The organism is Kitasatospora sp. NPDC042419 (assembly GCF_056437345.1).
The window spans coordinates 360,524-386,347 of record NZ_JBWKAW010000003.1; the positions used below are offsets into that span (position 1 = coordinate 360,524).

Sequence of the window (25,824 nt, forward strand, 5' to 3'; positions counted from 1 at the left end):
CCCGGCTTGGCGGTGCCGAACTTCGGGCGTGGAAGGGGCGTTTCCCGGTCCGGCCGGAACGGTCCGGTGGGCGCTCGGGGAGGGAGGCCGGTCCGGTCCACGGCTCGGGCGGTTCTGGACCGGACCGGCCAGCAGGGCACTTTCGGACCGGACAGGACCGGACCGATGGCCTGGGCAGGGCAGGAAGCGGTCCGGACCGCAAGCTGCATGCGGCGGACCGTCCGGTCCGGCTGGCGCGGTCCGTGAGCAGATGGTCGGCAGATTTCGGTCCGCCGGTCCGCCAGTCCAGTGGCCCGACCGGACCAACCGACGGACCGGAGAGACGGTCCGGACCGTGAGGCTGCGGGCGGTGGACCGTCCGGTCCGGCTGGCGGGGCACTTCCGGACCGGACCGAGCGGACCAAGCGGTCCGGTCCGGTCCACCGGTCGGACCGCTTGATCGGTGAGTGGAATTCGGTCCGAACGGTCCGGTCCGCCAACGCGGTCCGTGAGCGGAGGGCCGGCAGATTTCGGTCCAGCGGTCCGGACGGACCCGACCGGTCCAGCGGACCGCTGGACCAGTCCATGCGTGCCGACCGGACGGTCCGGACGGTCCGGACCAGCGCAGGAAAGGTCCGGCAGTTTCCGGACCGTGCATCCGGACCGGCGCCGGACACCGGACCGGACCGCACGCTGCGGACTCCGGACCGGTCCGGCCGGGTTGGGTGCCGCGGTCCGTCTCATCCGTCTCGCGTGCCGAAGTCCGTTGTCGTGCCCGGACCGTGTGCGGTGGCGCTCCGTCCCGCTACCGTCCTGGTCCGGTACCGCCGAATCGGTCCGGTCCGGTCTCCCGCCTTGCGGTCGGCAGGACGTGCGGACGGGTCCCGGAAGGTTGCCGTCCCGGTGGTGGGCGTATGGGAGAGCGAATGGGACGTCGGCGACGGCATCTACCGCACCCGGGCCGGGGTCAGCCGGCCGGGGCGCGCTCGGGGAGCGGGTGGATTCGGGGGCAGTAGCGGCGCCAGGAGTCGGCGAACTTGTTGAGGGTGTAGCCCTTGCGCTGGGTGCCGTCGGGCAGGCGGATGTTGGCCGAGGAGATCCGGTAGTCCTTGAGCAGCCCGGAGAGCGCTCGGGCGGTGAGGCCGCCGCGTCCGTGCTCGGCCCACGGCGCTTCGGGGTCGTCGTTGAGCGCCGCGAGGATCGCCGTGGTGGGCAGGGTGTCCGTGTCGCCGTGGGTGAAGTAGATCCGGCGGATGTCGGCGAGGATCCGCGCGCCGCCGCAGCTGTCCTCCTCGATCTCCTCCTCGGCCGCGACCATCCGGACGCACGCCAGGCGGGCACGGTCCGGCCACGAGCCGCCGGCGAGGTCGGCAACGGCCACCAGGGGCTCCCAGGTGTCGGCGGCGCGGTCCTCGACCGGCATGTCCGGGTGCAGGGCCTCGGCCTGGTCCCGCACGCGGGAAGCCCACAGGGCGAGCTTGGCGCGGGTCGCCCGCAGCAGGACGCCGTCGCGACGATCCCGCAGCGGGGCGACGACCTCGCCGTCGGCGCGACGGCGCATGCGGATCACGATCGACCGGTCCATGATCGTGTCGGGCAGGTCGCCGATCCCGGCGAGGGCGGCCATGGCGAAGGTGTCGAACTCGCGGGCCTGGTGGTCGTTGCCGACCGACCGGGTGACGGGCCGGTTGCGCTGGTGGCCGGCATTCAGCAGGCCGCGCAGGCCCTCGTTCATCTCGGCCGTGCGGGGGTTGCCGAAGATGGTGTCGACCTCGTCGACCAACAGGGTCCTGGGCCGGTCGCTGAGCGAGCGGTAGATCGCCGCCGCGCTGGTGTTGACCGTGATCAGCGGGTCGTGGACGGTCTCGACCAGGATGTCGAGCAGGCGGGACTTCCCGCACCGCCGGGTCGGGGCCACGATCGCCAGGCGCGGCGCGTGGTGCCACACCGCCTGCAGGTGCGTCGCGGCGACCCACAGTGCGACCGCGTCGAGCGCCTCCTCGGAGGGCAGGACCGCGTACCGGCGGATGTGGTCGTGCAGCTCCGTCAGCAGGTCGGCACCCGGCGACTGCGGCATCGCGTCAAGGTCCGGCGTGCCGTCTGCCGCAGGGGCATCGTGCGCGGCCGACTCTCCACCAGCTGTGGATTCGGCCAGGGGCTGGACGTGGAGGCTGGCGTCGGGCCGGCCCGGGTTGGCGAACGGCGGCCAGGCGGCCACGGGCAGGTGAGGCGCGGAGGTGATGGCGGGGACTCCAGACTGCGGTGCGGCAAGCCGCCGCACCGCGAAAGGGGAAGAGGATGGCAGGAGATGGGGGCGCCGCAGCGTGGGCCTTCGACAGGCGCGACTGGTGCGGCGGCGAGTGCGAACGGTAAGGCCGCTCGGGGCCGGGATCCATCGCGGGGCGGCAAGTTCAGCCGGCGGTGGACGAAACGGCTTCCGGGCTTCGGCGCGGTGGTGGGACGAGCGGGATCAGGCGGCGGCGTGGTCGGCGCGCTGGCCGTCCAGCCAAGCCTCCACCTCCGTCCAGCGGTAGCGCAGGTGCCGGCCGACCTTGATCGCGGCCGGGCCCTGGCCGCGGTGCCGCCAGGCGTACACGGTGCCCAGCGGGACACCGAGGTACGCGGCAAGCTCCTCCGCGGTGGCCAGTGGCCGGCGATCGGTGGCGGCGGCGCGGAACGTCTTGGGCAAGAGGTCTCCAGCTGGTAGGGGAAAGGGGGGTGTGCGGGCACGCCGAAGAATCCCCAAGAATGGGGCGTCGCGAGGCCGCGAGGAGGAAGTCTCCATGCAACCCGGCTCGGAACCTAAAACGGGCCCGGGCCCGGCCCGCTGGCCGCCTGACGGGAGTGTGGGGGTTCCACTTTCGTGGCGGCCGTTGAAGAAGCTATCTGCTGGCATATCTCCCGAGCCAGGAATTCGGCGGTTTCCCCGAAAAAAATCTTGATCAGCCCCATCGCGGGCGTCCCACCAGGGTGGAAGAGGCGATGCCCCGGGCTGCCGACCTTCCCCGACCGGCTCCCAGGCTTTTGCGCGGACCCACCCGAAAAGCACCCTGGAAGCCTGGGACGATTCGGCACGATCGGACACCATTCAGTCTGCCCGGGGCGATCCGGCGGCTTCTCCTTGACAAATGGCTGCCGGTCGATAAACATCCAACACTCACCCCGGGAGAGCGGCTTTCGTGCTCCTCCCAATGCGCCGCCTATCAGGCGTCGCGCCTCACGTCACCACTTCACCCAACCGCCGGCCACGGCCGCGCCCTCCCATGTCCCCGACCGAAGGAGCCGAATGGCGACCGTCTACGACACCTGGCACAAGACCTACCCCCGCCCGACCGACAAGCCCTGCCGCGAGCACAAGGGCAAGTACCCCACCACCGACCACGGCAAGGGCAAGCGCTGGCAGGTTCGCTACCGCGACCCCGACGACGTCCAGCGCAAGGAGGACTTCGAGCTCAAGACCAAGGCCGATGACCGCGCTGCCGAGCTCAAGGTCATGCTCAAGGACAGCACCTACGTCGACCCGAACGCGGGAAAGACGACCGTGGCCGAGTACGCCGAGACATGGTTGGAGGCCGTCACCCCCGGCCCGACCACCTTGGAGCGCTACGACGGCGTGGTTCGCAACCACATCGCGGCCCGCCTGGGGACGTTGGAGCTCCGGGCGCTCAAGCCGACCACGATCAAGCGCTGGGTGAGGCGACTTCAGGACGAAGGCTTCGCGCCGTCCACCATCGGCTGGTACGGCTCGGTCCTGATCATGATGCTGGATTCGGCAGTTGACGACGGAGCGATCGCCACCAACCCCTGCCGAGCCAAGTCGGTAAGCTTCCCGAAGGTGGAGAAGGAGCCGGTCGTCCCCTGGTCCGTAGAGCGCGTCCACGCGGTCATCAACGGCCTGCCGGAGCGCTTCCAGGCCGGCGGCTCGGTCGCGTTCGGCTGTGGGTTGCGACAGGGCGAGGTCTTCGCCCTGTCCGTCGACGACATCGACTTCCGCCGCCGCATGGTGACGGTACGTCGGCAGGTCCGCTTCGTGGCGAAGAAGATGGTGTTCGCGCTGCCGAAGGGCGGCAAGGTCCGGCAGGTCCCGCTGCCCGATGGTCTGGCAAGGGCCCTGAAGGCCCACATGAGGAGGTTCCCGCCGACTCGGGTCACGCTCCCCTGGCGTCTCGCCGATGGTGAAGCCCACACGGCGAACCTGCTCTTCACCGATGACAGCGCCAAGCCGTACCACCGCAGCGTCTTCAACGCCGGTGCGTGGAAGCTGGCGCTCGTCGCGGCCGGGGTGATCCCGCCGCGCGAGAAGGGGGCGAAGTACTTCCAGGCGGCCCCGGACGACGGCATGCACGCCCTACGGCACGCCTACGCCTCGGTGCTGCTGGATGCCGGCGAGACGATCAAGGCGCTCGCTGCCTACCTCGGCCACAGCGACCCGGGCTTCACGCTCCGGACCTACACCCACCTGATGCCGGCCAGCGAGTCGCGGACCCGTTCCGCGATCGACAGGGTGCTTCCGGGTGCGGGCGCGGGGCATACCCCGCCGAAACCCGAGGGCATGTGCCCCACGTGTGCCCTGGTGGCCTGATCCCTGCCTCGCCTGCGCTGCGACCTGGGGCCCGGCAGCGGCCATTCGCGCAGGTCAGAGAGCCATAAGCGTTACGAGGCCCGGCGCAGGAGAGCGCCGTCCTGCCACTTGAGGATCTTGTCGAAGCTCACGATCGCGCCCCCGAGCGGGTGGTTGCGGAGCTGGACGTGGTCGGTGAGGGCGTGGATGAGGAAGAGGCCGCGGCCCGACTCGGCGGTGAGCTCGGGCAGGGTGTCGAGGTCGACCGGCCGGAGGGTGGGCGCCGGGTCGGCGTCGCGCCCGCCCGGCAGGACGTGGGTGTCGTACGGGCGGCCGTCGCGGCGCGGGCGGTGGGCGGTGAGCAGCGGGCCGGGGACGGTCGCGCGCCCGCGCCGGCTGCGGCGGCGCGGGACCGGCCGGGCCGGCGGCGCCTGGGCGGGGGACGGACGGCGCGACGCGTGGCTGCCCGGGGCGGGGGCGGGCAGGCCGGGGCCCGAGTCCGTCACCTCGATCCGCAGCAGGTCGCCGCTGATCGAGGCGGTGACCTGGTAGCCGTCGTCGGGCCGGCCGCCGGTGCCGTGCTCGACGGCGTTGGCGCAGGCCTCGCTGAGGGCGACGCCGAGGTCGTGGGCGATCTGCGGGTCGACGCCCGCGGTCGCCATCGCGCCGAGCAGTATGCGGCGGGCCAGCGGCACGCTGGCCGGGTCGCGCTTGAGGTGCAGAGTCCACCAGATGTCCACGGGAGGTCCCTCCTGGCTGCGGCTCCACATATAACGAGGTATCTCCGGGGGATGCCGGGGTGAACCGTGCCGGAGGTCCGCTACCGCCCGTTCGGCGGATGGACTGGGGGACGGGACTGTGCCGAGCGGCGCACGTCCGCGCCCGTGCGCCGGGGCCGAACGGGGCATTCGTAGGGATTTCCCACCCTGCCGATCCGGCGGTGGTAGGCGATGAGATGATGGCCCGGCCATGACTGCCCCAGCCGCCGCCCAGCACCCGGGCGCCCCCGTACCGGACGCTCCGGTGGGGGCCGCCGCCTGGGACCTGCGGCTTGCCCGGGCGGTCCCGTTCGCCCTGGTGTGCACGCTGATCGCGGCCGCCGGGCACGCCCTGGCGGGCGGCGGGAACGTGGCCCTGCCGGCCCTCGCGACCGGCTTCACCGCCGTCCTGGTGACGGCCGTCGCCCTCGGCGGGCGGGAGCGCTCGCTCGCCTCGATCGCCGGCGCGCTCGGCGCGGGGCAGTTCGGGCTGCACGTCCTCTTCCACTCCTTCGGCGGCCACGCGGCCGCCGGCGGCCCGGCCGGGTCGCACCACGGCGGTCCGCTGGGCCCTGGCCCGCTGACCCTGCCGCAGGTGGCCGGCCGGCTGATCTGCAACGAGGCCCGGCCCGGCACGCTGCTCGGGCTGCCCGGCAGTCCGACCGCCGAACAGCTGGTCGCCGGCGCGGGCCTGGACCCGCGGGCGTACGCGACCGCGCCGTGGTGGCAGAGCGGCGTGCTGGGCATGACGCCGTCGATGCTCGTGGGCCACCTGGCCGCCGCCCTGGTGGCCGGCTGGTGGCTGCGGCGCGGCGAGGCGGCGCTCTGGCGGCTGGTGCGGGTCACCGCCACCGCGGCCCGGGAGCACTGGACGACCCCGCTGCGGACGGCCTTCGCGCTGGTCGCGGTCCTGCTGCGCGGCCTGCTCGGCACGCCCGACGGCCCGGTCCGCCGGGCCGGTGGCCGCGACGGGGACGACCCGCTGCCGGCCGGTGCCGCGCTGCGGCACTGCGTGGTGCGGCGCGGTCCGCCGCTCGGGGCGCTCGCGTACTGACCCGCCGTCCGCGGCACCTCCCCCCATGGGTGCCCGTCCGGGTCTGCGCAGCAGCCGAGCCGTACCCGCCAGCTCGTGCGGTCCTGCGGCCTCCCCCACTCTCGTCCCCCGCCGCGCGGCCCCGCCGTGGCACGGAAGCCCCGTGCCCGGGAGCGGGCCTGCCCGCCGAGCCTCCGATCGGAGACCACGAAAACCATGCGTTCCCTCTCCTCCCGCCGTATCGCCGCCGTCGCCCTCGCCGCCGCCGCCTCCGTGGTGGTGCTGGCCGGTCCCGCCTCCGCGCACGTGACCGTGAACCCGGGCAGCGCCGAGAAGGGCGGCTACACGGCCGTCGACTTCCGGGTGCCGAACGAGAACGACGCCGCCGGCACGGTGAAGCTGGAGATCAACCTCCCGCTCGACCACCCGCTGGCCTCGGTGCGGACCCAGCCGCTGCCGGGCTGGACCGCCGTCGTCGAGAAGTCCAAGCTCGACAAGCCGATCAAGGTGCACGGCAACGACGTCAACGAGGCCGTCTCCAAGATCACCTGGACCGCCGACGCGGGCGTGAAGATCGCCCCCGGCCAGTTCCAGGAGTTCCGCGTCTCGCTCGGCCCGCTGCCGACCGACGCCGACAACCTGGTCTTCAAGGCGCTGCAGAGCTACGACAACGGCGACGTCGTCCGCTGGATCGACGAGGCCAAGGACGGCCAGCCGGAGCCGGCGAAGCCCGCTCCCGTGCTGAAGCTGACCAAGTCCACCTCCGCCGACGGCCACGGCGTGACGGCCACCGCCTCCCCGTCGGCCGCCGCCGGGGGCCACGGCCACGGCGACTCCGGCACCGAGGACAAGGCCGCCGCCGACTCGAAGTCCAGTGACTCCACCGCCCGCGTGCTGGGCGTCGTCGGCATCGTGGTCGGCGTGATCGGCACCGCGTTCGGCATCGTCGGCCTGCGCCGCAAGAGCAGCGGCTCGGCCTCCTGACCCCAGCACCGGCGGGGCCGCACCCGCCGTCGGCCGTACCCGCGCCCCGGGTACGGCCCCGCCGGTGATCCACCGCGCACGATCGGACCTCCCATGCCCCGCACCCTCCGCACCACCCGCACCACCCGCACCGCCCGACTGGCCGGCGCCGCCGCCGTCGCCCTCGCCGCCGCGCTCACCCTGAGCGCCTGCGGTTCCGACGGCGGCTCCACCGGCCCCGCCAAGGTGACCCAGCAGAAGCCCGACTCGCCCTACCAGGGCACCGTGCTCGGCAAGAACTTCGAGAAGCCGGACCTCCAGCTGACCGACACCGCCGGCCAGCCGTACGACCTGCGCAAGCAGACCGCCGGCAAGCCGACCCTGCTGTTCTTCGGCTACACCAGTTGCCCGGACGTCTGCCCGACCACCATGGGGGACATCGGCGTCGCGATGAAGTCGCTCCCCGCGGAGGAGCGGCAGAAGGTCAACGTCGTGTTCGTCTCCACCGACCCGCAGCGCGACACCCCGCAGGTGCTGCGCACCTGGCTCGACTCGATGGGCAGCGACTTCATAGGCCTCACCGGCGACCTCGCCAAGGTGAAGACGGCCGCCAGGGCGCTCGGCATCATGATCGAGGACCCGGTGGTCAACGGCGACGGCACCGTCACCTCCACCCACGGCGCCCAGGTGCTGGCCTTCCTGCCCTCCGACGACAAGGCGCACGTCCTCTACCTCAGCGGCACCGAGGAGAAGGTCTTCGAGCACGACCTGCCGCTGCTGGCCAAGGGGGTCGCCGCATGAACGGCACCGGGCGGCCCGCCGGCCGCCGGGCCGCCGGCACCCGGAGCGCCGTCGGCTTCCGCCGGACGGCACTCGCGGGGGCGGTGCTGGCGACGGCACTGGGCGGCGGCGCCTTCCTGGTCGCCTGCGGAGCGGGTGGTCAGGACGGTGCCGGCGGCGCGGTGCCGGGGGGCGGACCGGCGCGGCTGAGCGTCGCCGACTCCTACATCCCGCTGCCGCCGGCCGGCGGGATGGCGGCCGGCTACCTGACGGTGCGCAACGACGGCGGCGAGCAGGACGAGCTGCTGGCGGTGTCCAGCCCCGGCGCCGGCTCGGTCACCATGCACCGCTCCACCGCCACCACCATGGAGCACGTGGAGAAGCTGGCCGTCCCGGCGCACGGCGCGCTGCAGCTCGCCCGGGGCGGCACCCACCTGATGATCATGGACTGGCAGAAGTCGCCCGCCGTGGGCGACGAACTCGAACTCGACCTGACCTTCGCCCGGACCGGCACCATCTCGGTCAAGGTGCCGGTCAAGGAGCTCACCTACCGTCCCGGCCAGCAGTAAGGGATCCACGAGATGCTGAAGGCCGTGCTGCCACCGTTCCCCGGGCGCCGGATCGCCGGACTGCTCGGCGTGCTCGGCGCGGTGCTCGCGCTGATGCTCGCCGGCGCCGGACCGGCCTCCGCGCACGCCGCCCTCCAGTCCACCGACCCGGTGCAGAACGCGGTGCTCCCCGCCGCGCCGCAGGCCGTCACGCTGACCTTCAGCGAGGCCGTCTCGCTCTCCGGGGACTCCGTCCGGGTGCTCGACCCGGCCGGCAAGGCCGTCGACTCGGGCGCTCCCGTGCACGCCGACGGCAAGGACAACACCGCCCGGGTGGGGCTGAACAGCGGACTGGCCAACGGCACGTACACGGTCGCCTGGCGGGCCGTGTCGGAGGACTCCCACCCGATCGGCGGGGCGTTCACCTTCTCCATCGGCGCCCCCTCGGCCACCACCGTCTCCGCCACCGCGCTGCAGAGCGCCGAGGCCGACGACGTCGTCGCCGCGCTCTACGGCACCGGGCGGACCGTCGCTTACGCGGCGTTCGCGCTGCTCGTCGGCGCCGCCGGGTTCGTGCTGGCCTGCTGGCCGGCCGGGGTGGCCCGGCGCCCGGTGCAGCGGCTGCTGATGACCGGCTGGGTGGCGCTGCTGGTCTCCACCGTCGCGGTGCTGATGCTGCGCGGCCCGTACGAGCGGGGCTCGGGGCTCGCGAAGGCCTTCGACCTGTCGCTGATCCGCGCCACGCTGGACGAGCGGATCGGCACCGCACTGGCGGCCCGCCTGCTGCTGCTCGCGGCGAGCGGGGTGTTCCTGTCGCTGCTGGTCGGCCAGCTCGGACAGCCGGCCGCGCACCCGGCGGACGGCGGAGCGGCGGCCCCGGCGGACGGCGGGAAGGCCCGCCGGGACGAGGACCCGGAGGAGGCCGAACTGCGCGAGCTGGAGCAGCGGGTCGCCGAACGGCCGCAGCGCGAGGCCAGGCTGGGTCTCGGGGTGGCCGGGCTGGTGCTGGCGGTCGCCCTCTCGGCGACCTGGGTCGGCGCCGACCACGCCTCGGTGGGCATCCAGGTCTGGCTGTCCCTGCCGCTCGGCATGCTGCACCTGATCGCCATGGCGCTCTGGCTCGGCGGCCTGGCCGCGATGCTGGTCGGGCTGCGCGAGGGGATCGGCGCGGACGTCGCCGACCGGTTCTCGAAGATCGCGCTCGGCTCGGTCGTGGTGCTCACCGGCACCGGGGTCTACCAGTCCTGGCGCGGCCTCGGCACCTGGGGCGCGCTGACCGGCACCGAGTACGGCCGGCTGCTGCTGGTGAAGACCGGCTGCGTGGTCGCCATGCTCGGCGTCGCCTGGTTCTCCCGCTCCTGGCTGGCCCGGCTGCGCGCCGCCCCGGCCGAGGCGGAGGCCGTCCTGCTGCCGGCGTCCGTCGCGGCCCCCGTCCTGCCCGAGGCGGAGGCGGGGGAGCGGACGGACGGGCCGGCGCCCTCCGACGACCCGGTCCGGCGGGCCCAGCTCGCGCGGCAGCAGGCCGCCCGGGAGAGCGCCGGCCGGGACCGCGGGCTCACCCCGAACCGGGCCGGGCTGCGCCGGTCGGTGCTGGTCGAGGCGGTGGTCGCGGTGGCCGTGCTGGTGGTCACCACGATGCTCACCAACTCGCCGCCCGGGCGGGTGGCGGGCGAGATCGCGGCCGGGACGACGGGCGGCGGTACCGCGCCCGTGACCGGCGGCACGGTCCCGGGGACGGGCGGTTCGGCCCCGCAGACGGTGCCCGGCCAGACCCTCGAACTCAAGCTCCCGTACGACACCAAGGGCCGGACGCCGAACGCCAAGGGCACCGCGACCGTCACCCTCAACCCGGCGCGGACCGGGTCGAACGAGGTGCACCTGAAGCTGGACGGCGCGGACGGGCAGCCGGTCGAGGTGCCGGAGGTGGAGCTCGCCTTCACCCTGCCGGACCGCGACCTCGGCCCGCTCACCGTCCCGCTGACCGCCGAGGGCACCGGGCGCTGGAGCGGGACGGCGCAGCTGCCGCTGGCCGGGAACTGGGTGGTGTCGGTGCTGGTCAGATCCTCCGACATCGACCAGACCACCGAGATCAAGCAGCTGAAGATCGGTTAGATCGGATCACCGCCATGGAGAGCACCAAGAGCACGAACGGCGCCGGGGGCACCCGGGGCGCCGACGACGCCGACGGCACCGCCGGGGCCGGGAGCGGCGCCGGCTTCACCCGGCGGGCGCTGCTGGGGACGGCCGGGGCCGGGCTGGTGATCGGGGTCGGCGCGGGCGCCGCGGGGGCGGTCGTCCTGGACCGCCCCGGCGGCGGTGCCGGTCCGTCCGGTCCTGACGGCGCGGCCCGCGCGCTCGGTCCGGCCCGGGTGCCGTTCCACGGCGAGCACCAGGCCGGCATCCTCGAACCGCAGCAGGCGCGGGTCCAGCTGGCCGCCTTCGACCTGGCCGACGGCGCCGGGCGGGACGGGCTGCGCGCCCTGCTGCGGCGCTGGTCCCGGACGGTCGCCCGGCTGACCGCCGGCGAACCGGCCGACGAGTTCGAGAACCAGGTGGCCCTCGACGCCGGGCCCTGCTCGCTCACCGTCACCCTCGGCTTCGGTGCCGGTCTGTTCGACAAGGCCGGACTGGCCGACCGCCGGCCCGCCGGGCTGGAACCGCTGCCCGCCTTCCCGGCCGACGCGCTCGACCCGGCCCGCGGCGACGGCGACCTGTTCGTCCAGATCGGCGCCGACGACGCGCTGGTCGCCGTGCACGCCCTGCGGGTCCTCCAGCGCCAGGCGGCCGGCACCGCGGCGCTGCGCTGGCAGTCGTCCGGCTTCGCCCGGACGCCCGGAGCGACTCCCCGCCCGATGACCGGGCGCAACCTGATGGGCCAGATCGACGGCACCAACAACCCCAAGCCGGGCGAGGAGGGCTTCGCCGCCAAGGTGTTCTGCACCGCCGGGAGCGACCAGCCCGCCTGGCTGGCCGGCGGCTCGTTCCTGGTCTTCCGGCGGATCCGGATGCTGCTGGACAACTGGGAGGCGCTGCCGGTCGACCGCCAGGAGCGGGTGATCGGACGGCGCAAGTCGGACGGCGCGCCGCTCGGCGCCCCCGACGGCGCCGGCGAGTCCACCCCCGTGGACCTCGGCGCGCTGGGGCCGGACGGTTCGCTGGCCGTCCCGTCCGACGCGCACATCCGGGTCGCGGCGCCGGCCGCCAACGGCGGGGCGGCCATGCTGCGGCGCGGCTTCTCGTACCACGACGGCCTGCTGTCCGACGGCTCACCGGACGCCGGACTGCTCTTCCTGGCCTTCCAGGCCGATCCGCGCAAGGGGTTCACCCCGGTGCAGCGCAAGCTGGCCAGGGGCGACGGCCTCTCGCGCTTCCTGCGGCACGAGGCGAGCGGGGTGTACGCCGTCCCGCCGGGCGCGCCGGAGGGCGGCTACGTCGGACAGACCCTGCTGGACTGACCGCCCCGCCGTCGGCGCTCGCCCAGCCGCACCACCGCACCGCCGCACCGCCGCACCGCCGCACCGCCGCACCGCCCACGGAGCGAAACACGATCGTGGGCGGCGGACGAAGTGACTAAGGTTGCTTCTTTCGGCGGTCCGCCGCTCCCGGCGGCCCGCCGGTACGCGGCGGCCGACCGCGCCGGTCGCCCGGCGCACCGGCCGCCCCTTCTCCCCGCTCGGTCCCTTGTTCCCTTGGAGGCGTCATGTCGGCAACCCGCTACACGTACCTCGGGCCGGCGGGCACCTTTACCGAGGCGGCCCTGCGGACCCTGCCCGAGGCGGCGACCCGGGAGCTGGTGCCGATGTCCTCGGTGCAGCTGGTGCTGGACGCCGTGCGCAGCGGCGAGGCGTCGGGCGCGTTCGTGCCGATCGAGAACTCGGTCGAGGGCGCCGTCACGGCGACCAACGACGAACTGGCGGCCGGCGCCCCGCTGATGATCTACCGTGAGGTGCTGCTGCCGATCACCTTCGCGCTGCTGGTCCGGCCGGGCACCGGGCTGTCCGACATCAAGACCGTCACCAGTCACCCGGTGGCCCAGGCGCAGGTCCGCCGCTGGCTGGCCGCCAACCTGCCGGACGCGCACTGGGAGTCGGCCGCCTCCAACGCCGACGGCGCCCGGCTGGTGGCCGAGGGCCGCTACGACGGCGCGTTCGCGGGTGAGTTCGCGGCGCCGATCTACAGCCTGGACCCGCTGGTCAAGGACATCGTGGACGCGCAGAGCGCGACCACCCGCTTCGTCCTGGTCGGGCGGCCCGGGCGGGTCTCCTCGCCGACCGGCGCGGACAAGACCTCGATGGTGGTCTGGCTGCCGGACGACCACCCGGGCGCGCTGCTGGAGCTGCTCCAGGAGTTCGCGGTGCGCGGGGTCAACCTGATGCGGATCGAGTCCCGGCCGACCGGTGAGGGGCTCGGCAACTACTGCTTCCTGATCGACTGCGAGGGGCACCTCAGCGACCGCAGGGTGGCCGAGGCGGTGATGGGCCTCAAGCGGATCTCGCCGCAGGTGCGGTTCCTCGGCTCCTATCCGCGCGCCGATCAGCAGGTCTCGGAGCACCAGCGGCCCGGCACCACGGACGCGGATTTCAGCGCGGCCGCCGACTGGCTGTCCCGCTGCCTCGACGGCCGCGGCGACATCTGATCGTCGACATTTATCCCCCTGTCCTTTTCCGACCGTTTTCGACTGCGTTCCCGGGCCGGTGCGGGTGACCGCACCGGCCCTCCGCCGGCCTCCCGCCGACTGTCCACAGGGCGGCCGCCGCCGGAACCCGCTTGTCCACAGGGGTGGGCACTGTCCACAGCCGAAAGTTATCCACAGGTCTGGGGATGAGTCGACAAACCGGTATAGCCACTGCAGGTATCGGTCGGATCATCGGTTTGCGTCGCAGAGATGACTAATCGGACCAGAGTCACCCGAGTGCCAGCAAATCACCCGTCCGAGTGCTTCAATTCCCTCACCCGGGAAGGTCAAATGAGGTTTGAAACCTCAATTCCCAGGTTCGATCCGTCGTCCACCGCGGCCGTGCAACGATCCACAGCCCGCCCGCCGAGCCTGTGGATAACCGGCGGGAGGACGGTTCCCCACAGCGGTTATCCACAGGCTGGCGCGAGTTATCCCCAGGGGAAAACCGGTACCGGTGGACGAGCCCCCGCCCGGTAGGCTTGGGCGCGTGATTGACCTTCGCCTGCTCCGTGAGGACCCTGACCGAGTGCGCGCCTCGCAGCGCGTCCGTGGCGAGGACGTCGACCTGGTCGACGCCCTCCTCTCCGCCGACGAGCGCCGCCGGTCCTCGGGCACGCGCTTCGACGAACTGCGCAACGAGCAGAAGTCGCTCGGCAAGCTCGTCGCCAAGGCCCAGGGCGACGAGAAGGCCGCCCTGCTCCAGCGCACCAAGGAGCTGGCCGCCGAGGTCAAGGCCGCCGACGCCGAGCAGACCGGCGCCAAGGACGAGGCCGAGCGCCTGCTCCGCTCGCTGGCGAACCTCATCGACCCGGCCGCCCCGGTCGGCGGCGAGGAGGACTTCGTCACCCTGGAGGAGATCGGCACCCCGCGCGACTTCGCCGCCGAGGGCTTCGAGCCCCGCGACCACGTCGAGCTGGGGCAGATCCTCGGCGCGATCGACACCGAGCGCGGCGCCAAGGTCGCCGGTGCCCGCTCCTACTACCTGACCGGTCCCGGTGCGCTGCTGGAGCTCGCCCTGGTCAACATGGCGATCGCCCAGGCCACCGCGGCCGGCTTCACCCCGATGATCACCCCGGCCCTGGTCCGCCCGGCCGCCATGGACGGCACCGGCTTCCTCGGCCAGGCCGCCGAGAACGTGTACTTCCTGGAGGGCGACGACCGGTACCTCGTCGGCACCAGCGAGGTCCCGCTCGCCGCGTACCACATGGACGAGATCATCGACGCGGACAAGCTGCCGCTGCGCTACGCCGGCTACTCGTCCTGCTTCCGCCGCGAGGCCGGCACCTACGGCAAGGACACCCGCGGCATCATCCGCGTCCACCAGTTCGAGAAGGTGGAGATGTTCGTCTTCACCACCCCCGAGGACGCGGAGAACGAGCACCGCCGCCTGCTCCAGTGGGAGAAGGACTTCCTGAACGCCCTGGAGCTGCCGTACCGGGTCATCGACGTCGCCTCCGGCGACCTCGGCTCCTCGGCCGCGCGCAAGTTCGACATCGAGGCGTGGATCCCGACCCAGGGCAAGTACCGCGAGGTCACCTCGACCTCGAACACCACCGAGTACCAGTCCCGCCGCCTCGCCATCCGGATGCGCGAGGAGGGCAAGGTCCGCCCGCTGGCCACGCTGAACGGCACCCTGGTCGCCGTCCCGCGCACCATCGTGGCGATCCTGGAGAACCACCAGCAGGCCGACGGCTCGGTGGTGGTCCCGGAGGCGCTGCGGCCGTACCTCGGCGGGCGCACCGTCCTGGAGCCCGTCAAGTAGCACCCCCGCGGTGCCGGGGCGCACGTCGCCCCGGCACCGCGCACCGCAGGACCGGCAACCGCAGGACCGCGGCACGACAGGACCGCAGCGCCGCGGGTCGGTGGTGCCGCGGTGACACCCGAAGCAACTCCCGGGAGACGTACGGCCCATGAGCACCGCCAGCCCCAGCCCCGTCTCCCCCGCCGACGGCGGCGGCCTGCCCTACCGCCTGGTCGCCACCGACCTCGACGGCACCCTGCTGACCAGCGCGGAGAGCGTCTCCGAGCGCACCCGCGCCGCACTGACCGCCGTCACCGGTGCCGGGGCGCTGCACATCATCGTCACCGGCCGCTCGGCCCCCTGGGCCCGCCCGGTCTTCGACGAGATCGGCTACCGGGGCATAGCGGTCTGCGGCCAGGGCGCCCAGGTCTACGACGCGGGCGCGCACAAGCTGCTCACCTCGCTCACCCTGGACCGGCGGCTGGCCGCGCTCGCCATCGCCAAGATCGAGGCGGAGACCGGCCCGCTGGCCGTCGCCGCCAGCCAGGACGGCCTGGAGGGCGCCGTGCTGGCCGGCCCCGGCTACGAGCTGCAGATCGGCTCCGACCTGCCGGTCGTCCGGGCCGCCAAGGACGAGCTGCTCGCCGCCCCGGTCTCCAAGCTGTACATCCAGCACCGCAGCCTGACCGACGACGCCCTCGCCGAGGCCGCCCGCCGCACCGCCGGCGACCTGGTCGGCGTGGTGATGGCCGGCGCGGGCATCGTCGAGCTGCTGCCGCTCGGCCTCTCCAAGGCCACCGGGCTGGCCGTCGCCGCCCGCCGGCTCGGCGTGACCGCCGCCGACACCATCGCCTTCGGCGACATGCCCAACGACGTACCGATGTTCGGCTGGGCCGGGCACGGTGTCGCGATGGCCAACGCGCACGAGGAACTGCTCGCGGTCGCCGACGAGGTCACCGTGGGCAATGACGAGGACGGCGTCGCGGTGGTGCTGGAGCGGCTCTACCCGCTGGGGTGAACCGCCCTGCCGGGCCCGCCGGTTCAGCCGTTCGGGTGAGCTGTGCCGACGAACCGGCGGGTCGGCCCGGGCGGGACGGGTTCGGCGGCCGAGCGCTGCCGGAAGAGTTTGTATGCTCCCAGGGTTGCCGCTTCCGCCGCTGAGAGGTGCGCGCCAATGTCAGGCCAGTGGAGCGAGGGCCCGCCGGAGCCGGGTGGGCGACGGCGCGCCGACGGCGGCGTCCGCACCGGCCGGCCCGAGGACGGGCCCGGCCGCGTACCGGCGCCGCGCCCCGGCGGCCGGGCCGAGGCCCGGCGGGCCGCCCAGGGCCGGAGCACGCCGGGAAAAGCGGCTCCGGGCAAGGCCGCTCAGGGCAGGGCCGCTCCGGGCGGCGCCGGTCAGGCGAGCGGCGGCCCGGGCGGCGCCGGTCAGGGCGGGGTCCAGGTCGGTGTCCAGGGCCGGCCCGTGCGGGTCGGCCGCCGTCCGGCGCCGGACGCCCGGCCGGACGGGCCGCGGAACACCCGGCGCCACCCCGGCCGGGACGCCAGGAGCAGCGCCCGGCGGATCATCGCCTGGTCGGTGGCCGGGGTGCTCGTCGTCCTGGCCGGCGCGGGCGGCGCGGTGTACTACAAGCTGAACCGCAACATCCGTTCCTTCGACCCGGACGCCATCGCCACCGACCGACCGCCCGCGCCGCCCGCCGACGCCCACGGCAACCGGCCCGTCAACCTGCTGCTGATCGGCTCGGACTCCCGCTCCGGCCGCAACAGCGACCTCGGCGGCGGCAACGAGGGCGGTGCCCGTTCCGACACCACGATCCTGCTGCACGTCCACGCCGACCACCGGCACGCGGTGGGCGTCTCCATCCCGCGCGACGCCCTGGTCACCATCCCCCGGTGCCGGCTCCCGAACGGGAAGTGGACCAAGGAGCAGCCCGGACAGATGTTCAACTCGGCCTTCTCGGTGGGCAACGCGGAGTCCGGCAACCCGGCCTGCACGCAGAACACCGTGGAGAAGCTCACCGGCATCCGGGTCGACCACACGATCGAGGTCAACTTCCAGGGGTTCGCCGCGATGACCGGGGCGGTGGGCGGGGTCGACGTCTGCCTGCCCAACGACATCCACGAGGGCAACATCAACCCCAGCCTGGGCCGGAAGGGCAAGGTGGTGCTCGCCAAGGGCCGCCAGCGGGTCTCCGGCCAGCAGGCCCTGGACTACGTCCGGCTGCGGCACGGCATCGGCGACGACTCCGACATCGGCCGGATGAAGCGTCAGCAGGCCTTCCTGGCCTCACTGCTGGCCAAGATCAAGAGCCAGGGGCTGAGCCCCGGCACGCTGCTGCCGCTGGCCGACGCGGCCACCCGCTCGATGACCGTGGACCCGGGGCTCGACTCGGCGGCCAAGCTCATGGACTTCGCGCTCTCGCTCCAGGACATCGACCTGCACGACGTCAAGTTCCTCACCACGCCCTGGCGTTACAGCGGCGCGCGGATCGACCTGGTGCACCCGGCGGTCGACAACCTGTGGAGGACCCTCCAGGCCGACCGGACCATCGACGGCCAGGACGCCACCGGACGCCAGGAGGACGCGCCCGCCACGCCGTCCCCCGAGGCGCCCTCGCCCTCGGCCGCGCCTTCGCCCACGCCGCTCACCGCCGAGGGTGCGCCGATCCGGGTCGCCGTCCTCAACGGCACCACCGCGCCCGGACTGGCCGCCAGGGCGGCCGAGACGCTCCGGGCGGCCCGGGTCACCGTCACCGGGGTGCGCAGCGCGAGCAGCACGGCCCGGACGACCACCACCGTCGAGTACGGGGCCGGGCAGAGGGCCAACGCGGAGAAGGTCGCCGCGCTGTTCCCGGGTGCGGCGGCGGCGCCCGGCGCGGCGGCCGGGATCAGCCTGGTGCTCGGCCGGGACTACGCCGCCGGCGCCGCCGCCTCGGCGGCCTCCGCCTCCGCTGCCGCCACCGGCCCGTCCGGTGCCCCGGCGCCGCTGCCCGCCGAGGTGGTCAACGAGGCCCGGTCCGGCGACGACGACATCTGCGGCAACGTCTCCTACGGCTGACGGCGCCGCCCGGTCGCCCCGGTCGCCCCGGTCACCGGGGCGGCGCCGTCCCGGGCGGCCGAGGCGGGGGGACGGCGGGACAACGGCGGGGGAGGCGGCGGTACCGGCCCGGCCGCCTCCCCGGGGGGATCAGAGCGCCGAACGGATCCAGCCGTCGACCAGCGCCGTGAGGTCCTGGTCGGCCTGGCCGTGGTCGACCACGTGGGTGCGGATCACGTCCCCGCCACCGCCGAACAGCCCGCCGCGCTTGTCCGCCTCCAGGATCACCTCCACCCGGTGGGCGGTGGTCACGAAGGTGACCTCCAGCGAGTTGCAGGCGTGCGCGTACTGCGGCGCCGAGGAGTACTCGATCTCCTGGTAGAACGGCAGCGTCTGACCGGTGCCGCGGATGTGCCCGGCCTCCAGGTCGGCCGAGCGGAACCGGAAGCCGAGCTGGAGCAGCGTCTCCAGGACGCGGCGCTGGACCGGCAGCGGCTCGACGTCGAGCGGGTCGGAGTCGCCCTTGTCCAGCGCCCCCGCGATGTCGACCTCGGTCCGCACACCGAGCTGCATGCCGTGCAGGTGCTGCCCGGCGATGGTGGTGACCGGCGTCTCCCACGGCACCTGGACGGCGAACGGGATGGACCGGTTCTCGCCCGCGGCGAGCTTCAGCGGCTGGGTCACCGAGAAGCGGGCGAACGGGTACAGCCCGGTGCTCTCGCCCTCCTCGTGCTCGACCTCCACCCGGGCGACCAGCGTCAGCGTGATCCCCCGGATGTCGGCCTCCACCGTCCCCCCGGTCAGCTCGACCGTCCCGTGCAGGGTTCCGCCGGGCTGGACGACCGGCGTGGTCAGGACGGTGTCGACGCCGGGACCGCCGACGCCCAGGGCACCCAGCAGCTTCTTGAACACCATGCGGACGCTCTCCTCGAATCAGGGGGTGTGGACCGGCTCCGTGATGCCGGATGCCCGGTCCTCCGAAGGAACGCCAGGTTCCCACGGACGGTTCCCACGACGTTCACCCGCAGTTGTAGGATGACCGGGCAAGCGGTTGTAGGATGACCGATGACCGGCTCGCCCAGGGCCGCCGCAGACCGGGGAGGAACCGCCGTGACCAGCGCGAACAGCAACAACGACACGCTGCAGACCGCCGGGCGGCGCTCCCTCGTGGACACCGCGATCGAGCAGCTGCGGGAGCAGCTGAGCACCGGTGCCTGGCCGGTCGGGTCGCAGATCCCGACCGAGCACGAGCTCGCCGAGCGGCTGGGCGTCGGCCGGAACACCGTCCGCGAGGCGATCCGGGTGCTGGTGCACGCCGGCATGCTGGTCTCCCGGCAGGGCGAGGGCACCTTCGTCCGCTCCACCAGCGACCCGGCGGCCGTCCTGCGCGGCGTCCAGCGCTCCGGCGTGCGGGACGTCCTGGAGGTCCGGGCCGCGCTGGAGGCCGAGGGCGCCCGGCTGGCCGCGCTGCGGCACACGCCCGAGGACATCGTCCGGATGCGGGCCGCGCTGGCCCGCGAGGCCGAGGTGATCGCGGCGCACCCCGAGCGGGCCGGCCGCGAGGCGACCGTCGAGCACGACCTGGAGTTCCACACCGCCGTCGTCGAGGCGGCGCACAACCCGGCGCTGGCCGAGGTGTACCGCTACTTCGGCGCCTCGGTGCGCGAGTCGATGCGGACGGCGTTCGGCGACCACGAGATGCCGGAGGTGGTCGTGGCCACCCACGAGGCGCTGGTGGACGCGATCGAGAGCGGCGACCCGGACCGCGCCGAGACCGCGTGTCGCGCGCTGCTCGCCGAGCCGACCGCGGCCGTCGAGCAGCTCCTCGCCGCCATCGCGGCCCGGAAGTAAGCGGCCCCGAGCCCCTCCGCGCCCGCACCCTCCGCGTCCGCACCTCTGCCTTCCCGCGTCCGCACCCTCCGCGTCCGCCGCCCACGCGTCCGCGTCCGCCGCGTTCCCGCCCTTCCGCGTTCCCGGAACCGTTCCCCGAAAGAGCAGCACGCCCCATGGCCGTCACCCGTGCCCCGCAGCCGGTGGTCACCACCCCGTCCTCCTCCGCGCTCCCCGTCCGCAGCAGGCTGGCCCACCCCGCCCTGCTGCTGACCGGCATCCTGCTCGTCGCCCTGAACATGCGCGCCTGCCTGGCGGCGATCTCGCCGATGGTCGGCGAGATCCAGCAGACCTTCGGCCTGTCCGCCACCGCGAGCGGCCTGATCACCACCGTGCCGGTGCTCTTCCAGGGCGTCGGTGCCCCGCTCACCCCCCGGCTGACCCGGCGGTTCGGCACCGAGCGGGTGGTGCTGGGCGCGGTGCTGGTGCTCGGCGCGGGCGTGCTGCTGCGGGTGCTGCCGTCGGTGGCCGCGCTGTACGCCGGCTGCGTGGTGATCGGCGTCGCGATCGCCGTGCTGAACGTCTCGATGCCCGGCCTGGTCAAGCGCGAGTTCCCGGGCAAGGCAGCCGCGATGACCGGCGTCTACTCGACCACGATGCTGGTCGGCGCGACCCTCGCGGCCGGCACGTCGGTGCCGCTGGAGCACGCGCTCGGCGGCGGCTGGCAGGCCTCGCTCGGCGCCTGGTCGCTGCTGGCCCTGGTCGCCGCGGCGGCCTGGCTGCCGCAGGTGCTGCGGTCGCGGGCCGGGCGGACCGCTCCGGCGTCGCCCGCGTCCGGGCCCGCCCCGGCCTCGGCGGGCCGGCCGATAAAGGGGATCTGGCGCTCGCCGCTGGCCTGGCAGATCAGCCTCTTCATGGGCATCTCGTCGCTGCTCGTCTACACCCTGGTCGCGTGGATGCCGACCATCCTGGCCGACCACGGGATGGACCGCGGCGAGGCCGGCCTGGTCTTCGCCTTCTCCAACCTGGTGCAGGTGGCCGGTGCCTTCCTCGTCCCCCTGATGGCCGGCCGGATGACCAGCCAGCGGGCGCTCGCCGTGGTGATGGCGGTGCTGAACGGCGTCGGCATCGCCGTCCTGCTGATCGCGCCGGTGCCCGGCGCCTGGGTCGCGGCCACCATCCTGGGCGTCGCCCAGGGCGGTTCGCTCGGCCTCGGGCTCGCCTTCATCGTGCTGCGGACCGACAGCGCGGCCGGCGCCGCCCAGCTGGGCGGGATGTCGCAGGCGGTCGGCTACCTGGTCGCCGCGGCCGGCCCGGTCGGTGCCGGCGCCCTGCACCAGCTGACCGGCGGCTGGACCGTGCCGCTGGCGCTGATGCTGGCGCTGGCCACCGTGGTCGCCGCCGCCGGCTGGGGCGCGGGGCGCAACCGGACGCTCTGAGGCGGTGACGCGGAGGGCCGGTCGGCGAACGGTCCTCCGACCCCGGAGCCGCCCCGGGCATCGGCCCCGGGCATCGGCCCGGGGCGTGTCGGCCCGTCCTACTCGTCGCTCGCCAGGGTCAGCCCGGCCAGCCGCACCGAGGCGAACGCCGCCGCCGCCACGGTGGCCACCAGCAGCAGCGGCACGGCCACGCCGAGCGCCACGGGTGCGGTGATCGCGCCGTCCGCGGCCACCGCCTTCGCCACCGACAGGCCCCACTGCTGGACGCTGAGCGTCCGGGCGCCCTCGACGAAGTTGCCGATCAGCGACTCCCAGACCAGCGCGTACGCCAGCCCGGCCACCACCGCGTGCCGGGTGACCACGCCGAGCAGCAGGAACAGCGAGCTGTACGCGGCCCCGGCCACCAGCGTCGCGGCGGTGTAGCCGAGCGCCAGGCCGTCCTCGGTGCCGTACAGCAGCAGGCCGGCCAGCAGCGTCGGGACGGCCGCGAAGACCCAGGTGGTGCCGATCGCCACGGTCAGCTTGGTGGTGATGATCTTCCAGCGGGGCAGCGGCTTGGCCAGCAGGTAGACGATCGAGCCGTCGTCGATCTCGGTGGCGATGGCGCCGGTGCCGACCACCAGGCCGAGGATCGGCAGGAGGGTGCCGAGGCCGAGCTGGCCGAGGATCTTGACGGTCAGGTCGTGCTTGTCCCCGCTGGCGCCCGCGGCGATCGCCGAGACGAGCAGCAGCAGGGCGGGGACCACCAGCAGCAGCAAGCCGCGGCGGCGGCCCAGCAGGCCGCGCAGCGTCAGCCTGGCGACGGTCGGGTTCATGGTGGGTCGGCCTTCCTGGGGTCCGTGCGGTTCCGGCTCCGCGTGCGGTTCCGGCTCCGCGTGCGGTTCCGGTTCGGGGTCGGGATCGGGGTCGGGATCGGGGTCGGGTCGCCCCGCCGGGGCCCTACTGCGGCCGTGCCGGGGCCGTACCGGGGCCGTGCCGGGCTAGGCGGAGACGAGGTACGAGAAGACGCTCTCCAGCGACTCGTCCGCGGGCGCCACGGTGTACAGCCGGATGCCGGCCTGCTGGGCGACCTTCGGCAGCAGCGTGGTGAACCCCTGGAAGTTCACCGCCTGGATGCGCAGCGCCTTCTCCTGCCAGTCCAGCTCGATGCCGGCCGTCGACGGGTCGGCGATCAGCGCCGCCGCCAGCCGGCGGTCGTCGCTGGAGCGGACCAGGTAGCGGTGCGGGCGGTCGGTCATCAGCCGGCGGATCTTCCGGAAGTCGCCGGAGGCGGCGTGCCGTCCGGCGACCACGACCTCGATGTGCCGGGCCAGCTGCTCGACCTCCTCCAGGATGTGCGAGGAGAACAGCACCGTCCGCCCGTCCGAGCCGAACCGGCGCAGCAGTTCCATCAGCTGGAGCCGCTGCCGCGGGTCCATCCCGTTGAACGGTTCGTCGAGCAGCAGCACGGCCGGGTCGTGGACCAGGGCCGACGCCATCTTGACGCGCTGCTTCATGCCCTTGGAGTAGGTGCCGGTCTTCCGCTCCTGCGCGTACTCCATCTCGACCAGGGCCAGCGCCTTGCGGGCGGCGGCACCCGGGTGGGGGAGGCCGTGCAGCTCGGCGTTGGCGAGCACGAACTCCCAACCGGTCAGGTAGTCGTACATCGACTCCCGCTCGGGGACCAGCCCGATCTGCCGGTACACCTGCTGGTTGCGCCAGATCGGCGCGCCGTCCAGGGTGACCGCCCCGGTGGAGGGGGCGAGGAAGCCGCTCATCATGTGGATGAGCGTCGACTTCCCGGCACCGTTGGGACCGAGCAGACCCGTGATGCCAGGACCGATCGCCATGCTGACGTCGTTGACGGCGACCACGTTCCCGAACCAGCGGGAGACCTTGTCGATGGTGATGGTGGCCATGACGCCCTCTCAGATTCGGTTGATCAGATGCCGCGGTAGCGGCGCAGCAGCAGCCGGTACGAGCCCGCCACCATCGCGGCGGCGACGGCGGTGAAGACGACCGCACCGAACCCGCCCGGCGCGTGGAACCGCTCGGGGCCGTCGCCGAGGTCGAACACCTGGTTGACCAGGCTCTCCACCAGCCCTCCGGGCGAGAGCAGGGCGGCCCACTGCGCGGAGTCCGAGGCCCCGCCGCCGACGGCGGTGGTGCTGATGCCGATCACGATCGCGACGACCACCGTGCTCACCGCCAGGTAGCCCATGATCGCGGCGACCCCGAAGCCGCGCCGCGGCGTGGCGGCGGCGATGACCACCGCGACCGAGGTCGGCACCAGGGCGTACAGCACCGCCGCGACCAGGCCGTACAGGAAGTGCGCCGTCTCGTGGCCGAAGCTCAGCCCGCTGAGCAGCGCGCCGGCGTACAGCACCAGCAGCGGGACGAGCATCAGCAGCAGCTGGGCGCAGACCATCGCGGCGAACTTGGCCCGGACGTAGTCGGCGCGGGTGATCGGGCGGGAGAAGTACAGCGGCACGGTGTGGTGCCGCAGGTCCCGCGAGAACAGCACCGGCGCCTGCGAGGCCAGGAAGATCGAGACGACCAGGCCGACCCCGCTCAGGTACTCCGCGTAGTCCATCGCCAGCTCGTTCCGGCCGCCCGCGATGGTGATCACGACGATCATCACGGCGGGCACGGCGACCGCGCCCAGCACGATCATCGGCAGCACCTTGGACTTGCCGGACCGCCCGAGGCCGTAAGCGGCGCGCAGGCTCTGGGTGAACAGCGAGCGCGTGGCGTACGCCCGGCCCAGCCGGGGGCCGGAGTAGCCGCGGTAGCCGATGTCGTGGATGACGCCGGTGTCGGCCGGCCTGGTCTCAGGAGACAGCGACATCTGCGGTACCTCCCTCGTTCTGCCGCCGGCCGTCGTCGACCAGGCCCTTGTCCGTGCGGTGCTCCGCGCCGGTGTCCGCGCCGGAGTCCGCGCCGCCGTCGGCACCGGCGCCGGCGTCCGTGAACAGCTCGGCGACCCGGTGGCGGCGCTGCTCCAGCCGGACCAGCCCCAGGCCGAGGGCCGCGACCGCGTCCCGGATGGTGTCGTACGTGTCGTCACCGGCCAGCCTGACCAGCAGGATCCGCGACCCCTCCGCCTCCACCGCGAGCCCGGCCGCGGCCAGCCGCGCCCGCACGGCGGCGCTCGCGTCCAGCCCCGCGTCCTCCGGGTGGTCGGTCACCTCGACCGCCAGCGTGGCCGTCGCCCCGGTGAAGGACGCCGTCGACGAGGACCGCAGCAGCTTGCCGCCGTCGATGACCACCAGGTGGTCGCAGGTCCGCTCCAGCTCGCCCAGCAGGTGGGTGGTGACCAGGACGGAGATGCCGAAGTCGGTGTACACGCGGCGGATCAGCGCCAGCATGTCGTCCCGGCCGACCGGGTCCAGCCCGTTGGTGGGCTCGTCCAGCAGCACCAGCTTCGGGTCGTGCACCAGCGCCTGCGCCAGCTTGACCCGCTGCTTCATGCCGGTCGAGTACCCGCCCATCGGCCGGTACCGCTCCTCGTACAGCCCGACGTGGCGCAGCGTGTCCGCCGTCCGCTCGCGCGCCGCGGCGGCGGGCAGCCCCGCCATCCGCGCCATGTGCACCACGAACTCGGTGGCCGACACGTCCGGCGGCAGGCAGTCGTGCTCCGGCATGTAGCCGACCTGCTCACGGATCTCCGACCCCTGGGTGGCGATGTCGAGGCCGAGCACCCGCCCGGTCCCCGAGGTCGCCGGGGCGAGCCCGAGCAGGATCTTGATGAGTGTGGACTTGCCCGCCCCGTTCGCCCCCACCAGACCGACCACCCCGGGCTCCACCTCAACGGTGAGCTGATCGAGGGCGGTCACCCGGGGGAACCTCTTGGTGAGGCCGTCCGTCTTGATGACAGTGGACACGTGCCCCAACGTAGTGCGCGCACCCCGTCCGGGCCATGAGCTCCGATGACGAACACCTCTGCTGCTGCGGTATGACATCGCGTGCCCCGTCCCCTAGGGGATCAGTTCGCCCTCCGCCCGTCCCGCCCGACGGCCCCCTGTCCACCGGGGACCGGCCGGGGCACCCGACGGCCCGCACCGCACCGCCGGGCGGACCGCCGGGCGCGCGTTCAGCCGAGCTGGGCGACGCCCTCGGTGGCGATCCGTTCGAAGACCGCCAGGTCGTTGGCGAAGACCGAGTCCGGCACCGGCCAGTGGATCACCAGCTCGGTGATGCCCAACTCCGCGTACCGGCCCGCCCAGTCGACGAAGGCGTCCACCGAGGCCAGCGGCTTCTCCGCCGTCGAGCCCTGGAGCAGGACCTTCTCCAGCTCCCCGGCGTCCCGCCCGGCCGCCTCGCAGGCCGCGGTCAGCTTGGCGATCTGCGCGGCGATCACGGCGGGCGCCTGCTCGACCGGCACGTCCGCCGGGCCCCTCGGGTCGCCGTACGTCACCCAGCCCTGCCCGTACTCGGCGGCCAGCTTCAGCCCGCGCGGGCCGGTCGCGGCCACGTAGAACGGCACCCGCACACCCGC

21 protein-coding genes and 1 pseudogene are annotated in these 25,824 nt (G+C 73.8%); 13 read left to right on the forward strand and 9 right to left on the reverse strand.

The window, feature by feature from the left end:
• Positions 1–946: 946 nt before the first annotated feature.
• Positions 947–2,056, reverse strand: coding sequence for a DUF3631 domain-containing protein (locus AC067J_RS08965; RefSeq protein ID WP_478297216.1), 1,110 nt, complete (start codon positions 2,054–2,056; stop codon positions 947–949).
• A gap of 393 nt (positions 2,057–2,449) precedes the next feature.
• Positions 2,450–2,668, reverse strand: a complete 219-nt coding sequence (locus AC067J_RS08970) for a helix-turn-helix transcriptional regulator (RefSeq protein ID WP_478297217.1) — start codon at positions 2,666–2,668, stop codon at positions 2,450–2,452.
• A gap of 597 nt (positions 2,669–3,265) precedes the next feature.
• Between AC067J_RS08970 and AC067J_RS08975 the strand changes: the two genes are divergently transcribed.
• Positions 3,266–4,561, forward strand: coding sequence for a tyrosine-type recombinase/integrase (locus tag AC067J_RS08975; protein ID WP_478297218.1), 1,296 nt, complete (start codon positions 3,266–3,268; stop codon positions 4,559–4,561).
• 71 nt (positions 4,562–4,632) lie between these two features.
• Here the strand turns inward: AC067J_RS08975 and AC067J_RS08980 are convergent, their stop codons facing one another.
• A complete protein-coding gene (locus AC067J_RS08980; protein ID WP_478297219.1) occupies positions 4,633–5,280 on the reverse strand; it encodes an ATP-binding protein in 648 nt (215 codons plus the stop codon).
• Positions 5,281–5,509: 229 nt separating this feature from the next.
• Between AC067J_RS08980 and AC067J_RS08985 the strand changes: the two genes are divergently transcribed.
• The 10 genes from AC067J_RS08985 to AC067J_RS09030 all read left to right on the forward strand — a co-directional run bounded on the left by AC067J_RS08985 (position 5,510) and on the right by AC067J_RS09030 (position 18,099).
• Positions 5,510–6,352: a hypothetical protein gene (locus tag AC067J_RS08985; protein ID WP_478297220.1), complete on the forward strand. Its 843-nt coding sequence runs from the start codon at positions 5,510–5,512 to the stop codon at positions 6,350–6,352.
• A gap of 195 nt (positions 6,353–6,547) precedes the next feature.
• On the forward strand, positions 6,548–7,315 hold the full coding sequence (locus AC067J_RS08990; protein WP_478297221.1) for a YcnI family copper-binding membrane protein: 768 nt from the start codon (positions 6,548–6,550) through the stop codon (positions 7,313–7,315).
• A 93-nt stretch (positions 7,316–7,408) separates the two neighbouring features.
• Positions 7,409–8,095 (forward strand): SCO family protein, encoded by a 687-nt coding sequence (locus AC067J_RS08995; protein WP_478297222.1) that lies wholly within the window; start codon positions 7,409–7,411, stop codon positions 8,093–8,095.
• The gene (locus AC067J_RS09000) at positions 8,092–8,643 is read left to right on the forward strand and encodes a copper chaperone PCu(A)C (RefSeq protein ID WP_478297223.1); all 552 of its coding nucleotides are present in this window, start codon (positions 8,092–8,094) and stop codon (positions 8,641–8,643) included. The genes AC067J_RS08995 and AC067J_RS09000 overlap by 4 nt, the downstream gene beginning before the upstream one ends.
• Positions 8,644–8,655: 12 nt before the next feature.
• Entirely contained in the window at positions 8,656–10,734 is a 2,079-nt protein-coding gene (locus tag AC067J_RS09005) for a copper resistance CopC/CopD family protein (RefSeq protein WP_478297224.1), read from the forward strand.
• A 14-nt stretch (positions 10,735–10,748) separates the two neighbouring features.
• Complete coding sequence (efeB, locus tag AC067J_RS09010; RefSeq protein ID WP_478297225.1) at positions 10,749–12,077, forward strand: iron uptake transporter deferrochelatase/peroxidase subunit; 1,329 nt, start codon at positions 10,749–10,751, stop codon at positions 12,075–12,077.
• A 245-nt stretch (positions 12,078–12,322) separates the two neighbouring features.
• Positions 12,323–13,258 (forward strand): prephenate dehydratase, encoded by a 936-nt coding sequence (gene pheA, locus AC067J_RS09015; RefSeq protein ID WP_478297226.1) that lies wholly within the window; start codon positions 12,323–12,325, stop codon positions 13,256–13,258.
• A gap of 529 nt (positions 13,259–13,787) precedes the next feature.
• Complete coding sequence (gene serS, locus AC067J_RS09020; protein ID WP_478297227.1) at positions 13,788–15,062, forward strand: serine--tRNA ligase; 1,275 nt, start codon at positions 13,788–13,790, stop codon at positions 15,060–15,062.
• A 148-nt stretch (positions 15,063–15,210) separates the two neighbouring features.
• Positions 15,211–16,059, forward strand: coding sequence for an HAD family hydrolase (locus tag AC067J_RS09025; protein ID WP_478297228.1), 849 nt, complete (start codon positions 15,211–15,213; stop codon positions 16,057–16,059).
• Positions 16,060–16,215: 156 nt separating this feature from the next.
• A complete protein-coding gene (locus AC067J_RS09030; protein ID WP_478297229.1) occupies positions 16,216–18,099 on the forward strand; it encodes an LCP family protein in 1,884 nt (627 codons plus the stop codon).
• A 129-nt stretch (positions 18,100–18,228) separates the two neighbouring features.
• Here AC067J_RS09030 and AC067J_RS09035 read toward each other — a convergent pair whose 3' ends face one another.
• Positions 18,229–18,993, reverse strand: a complete 765-nt coding sequence (locus tag AC067J_RS09035; protein ID WP_478297230.1) for a sporulation protein — start codon at positions 18,991–18,993, stop codon at positions 18,229–18,231.
• A gap of 195 nt (positions 18,994–19,188) precedes the next feature.
• Between AC067J_RS09035 and AC067J_RS09040 the strand changes: the two genes are divergently transcribed.
• Both AC067J_RS09040 and AC067J_RS09045 read left to right on the forward strand, forming a co-directional pair.
• Positions 19,189–19,929: a FadR/GntR family transcriptional regulator gene (locus tag AC067J_RS09040; RefSeq protein WP_478297231.1), complete on the forward strand. Its 741-nt coding sequence runs from the start codon at positions 19,189–19,191 to the stop codon at positions 19,927–19,929.
• A 155-nt stretch (positions 19,930–20,084) separates the two neighbouring features.
• On the forward strand, positions 20,085–21,347 hold the full coding sequence (locus AC067J_RS09045; protein ID WP_478297232.1) for a CynX/NimT family MFS transporter: 1,263 nt from the start codon (positions 20,085–20,087) through the stop codon (positions 21,345–21,347).
• 98 nt (positions 21,348–21,445) lie between these two features.
• On the opposite strand, the gene AC067J_RS09050 is transcribed toward AC067J_RS09045, so the two are convergent.
• The 5 genes and pseudogenes from AC067J_RS09050 to AC067J_RS09070 form a co-directional block, all read right to left on the reverse strand.
• Positions 21,446–22,162, reverse strand: a complete 717-nt coding sequence (locus AC067J_RS09050) for an ABC transporter permease (RefSeq protein ID WP_478297233.1) — start codon at positions 22,160–22,162, stop codon at positions 21,446–21,448.
• A gap of 165 nt (positions 22,163–22,327) precedes the next feature.
• Entirely contained in the window at positions 22,328–23,245 is a 918-nt protein-coding gene (locus AC067J_RS09055; protein WP_478297234.1) for an ABC transporter ATP-binding protein, read from the reverse strand.
• Positions 23,246–23,268: 23 nt separating this feature from the next.
• Complete coding sequence (locus tag AC067J_RS09060) at positions 23,269–24,174, reverse strand: ABC transporter permease (RefSeq protein ID WP_478297235.1); 906 nt, start codon at positions 24,172–24,174, stop codon at positions 23,269–23,271.
• Positions 24,158–25,210, reverse strand: coding sequence for an ABC transporter ATP-binding protein (locus tag AC067J_RS09065; protein WP_478297236.1), 1,053 nt, complete (start codon positions 25,208–25,210; stop codon positions 24,158–24,160). Before AC067J_RS09065 ends, AC067J_RS09060 begins: the two co-directional genes overlap by 17 nt.
• Positions 25,211–25,419: 209 nt before the next feature.
• A pseudogene (locus AC067J_RS09070) lies at positions 25,420–25,815 on the reverse strand (LLM class flavin-dependent oxidoreductase); the annotation flags it as partial.
• Between the last annotated feature and the right edge of the window lie 9 nt (positions 25,816–25,824).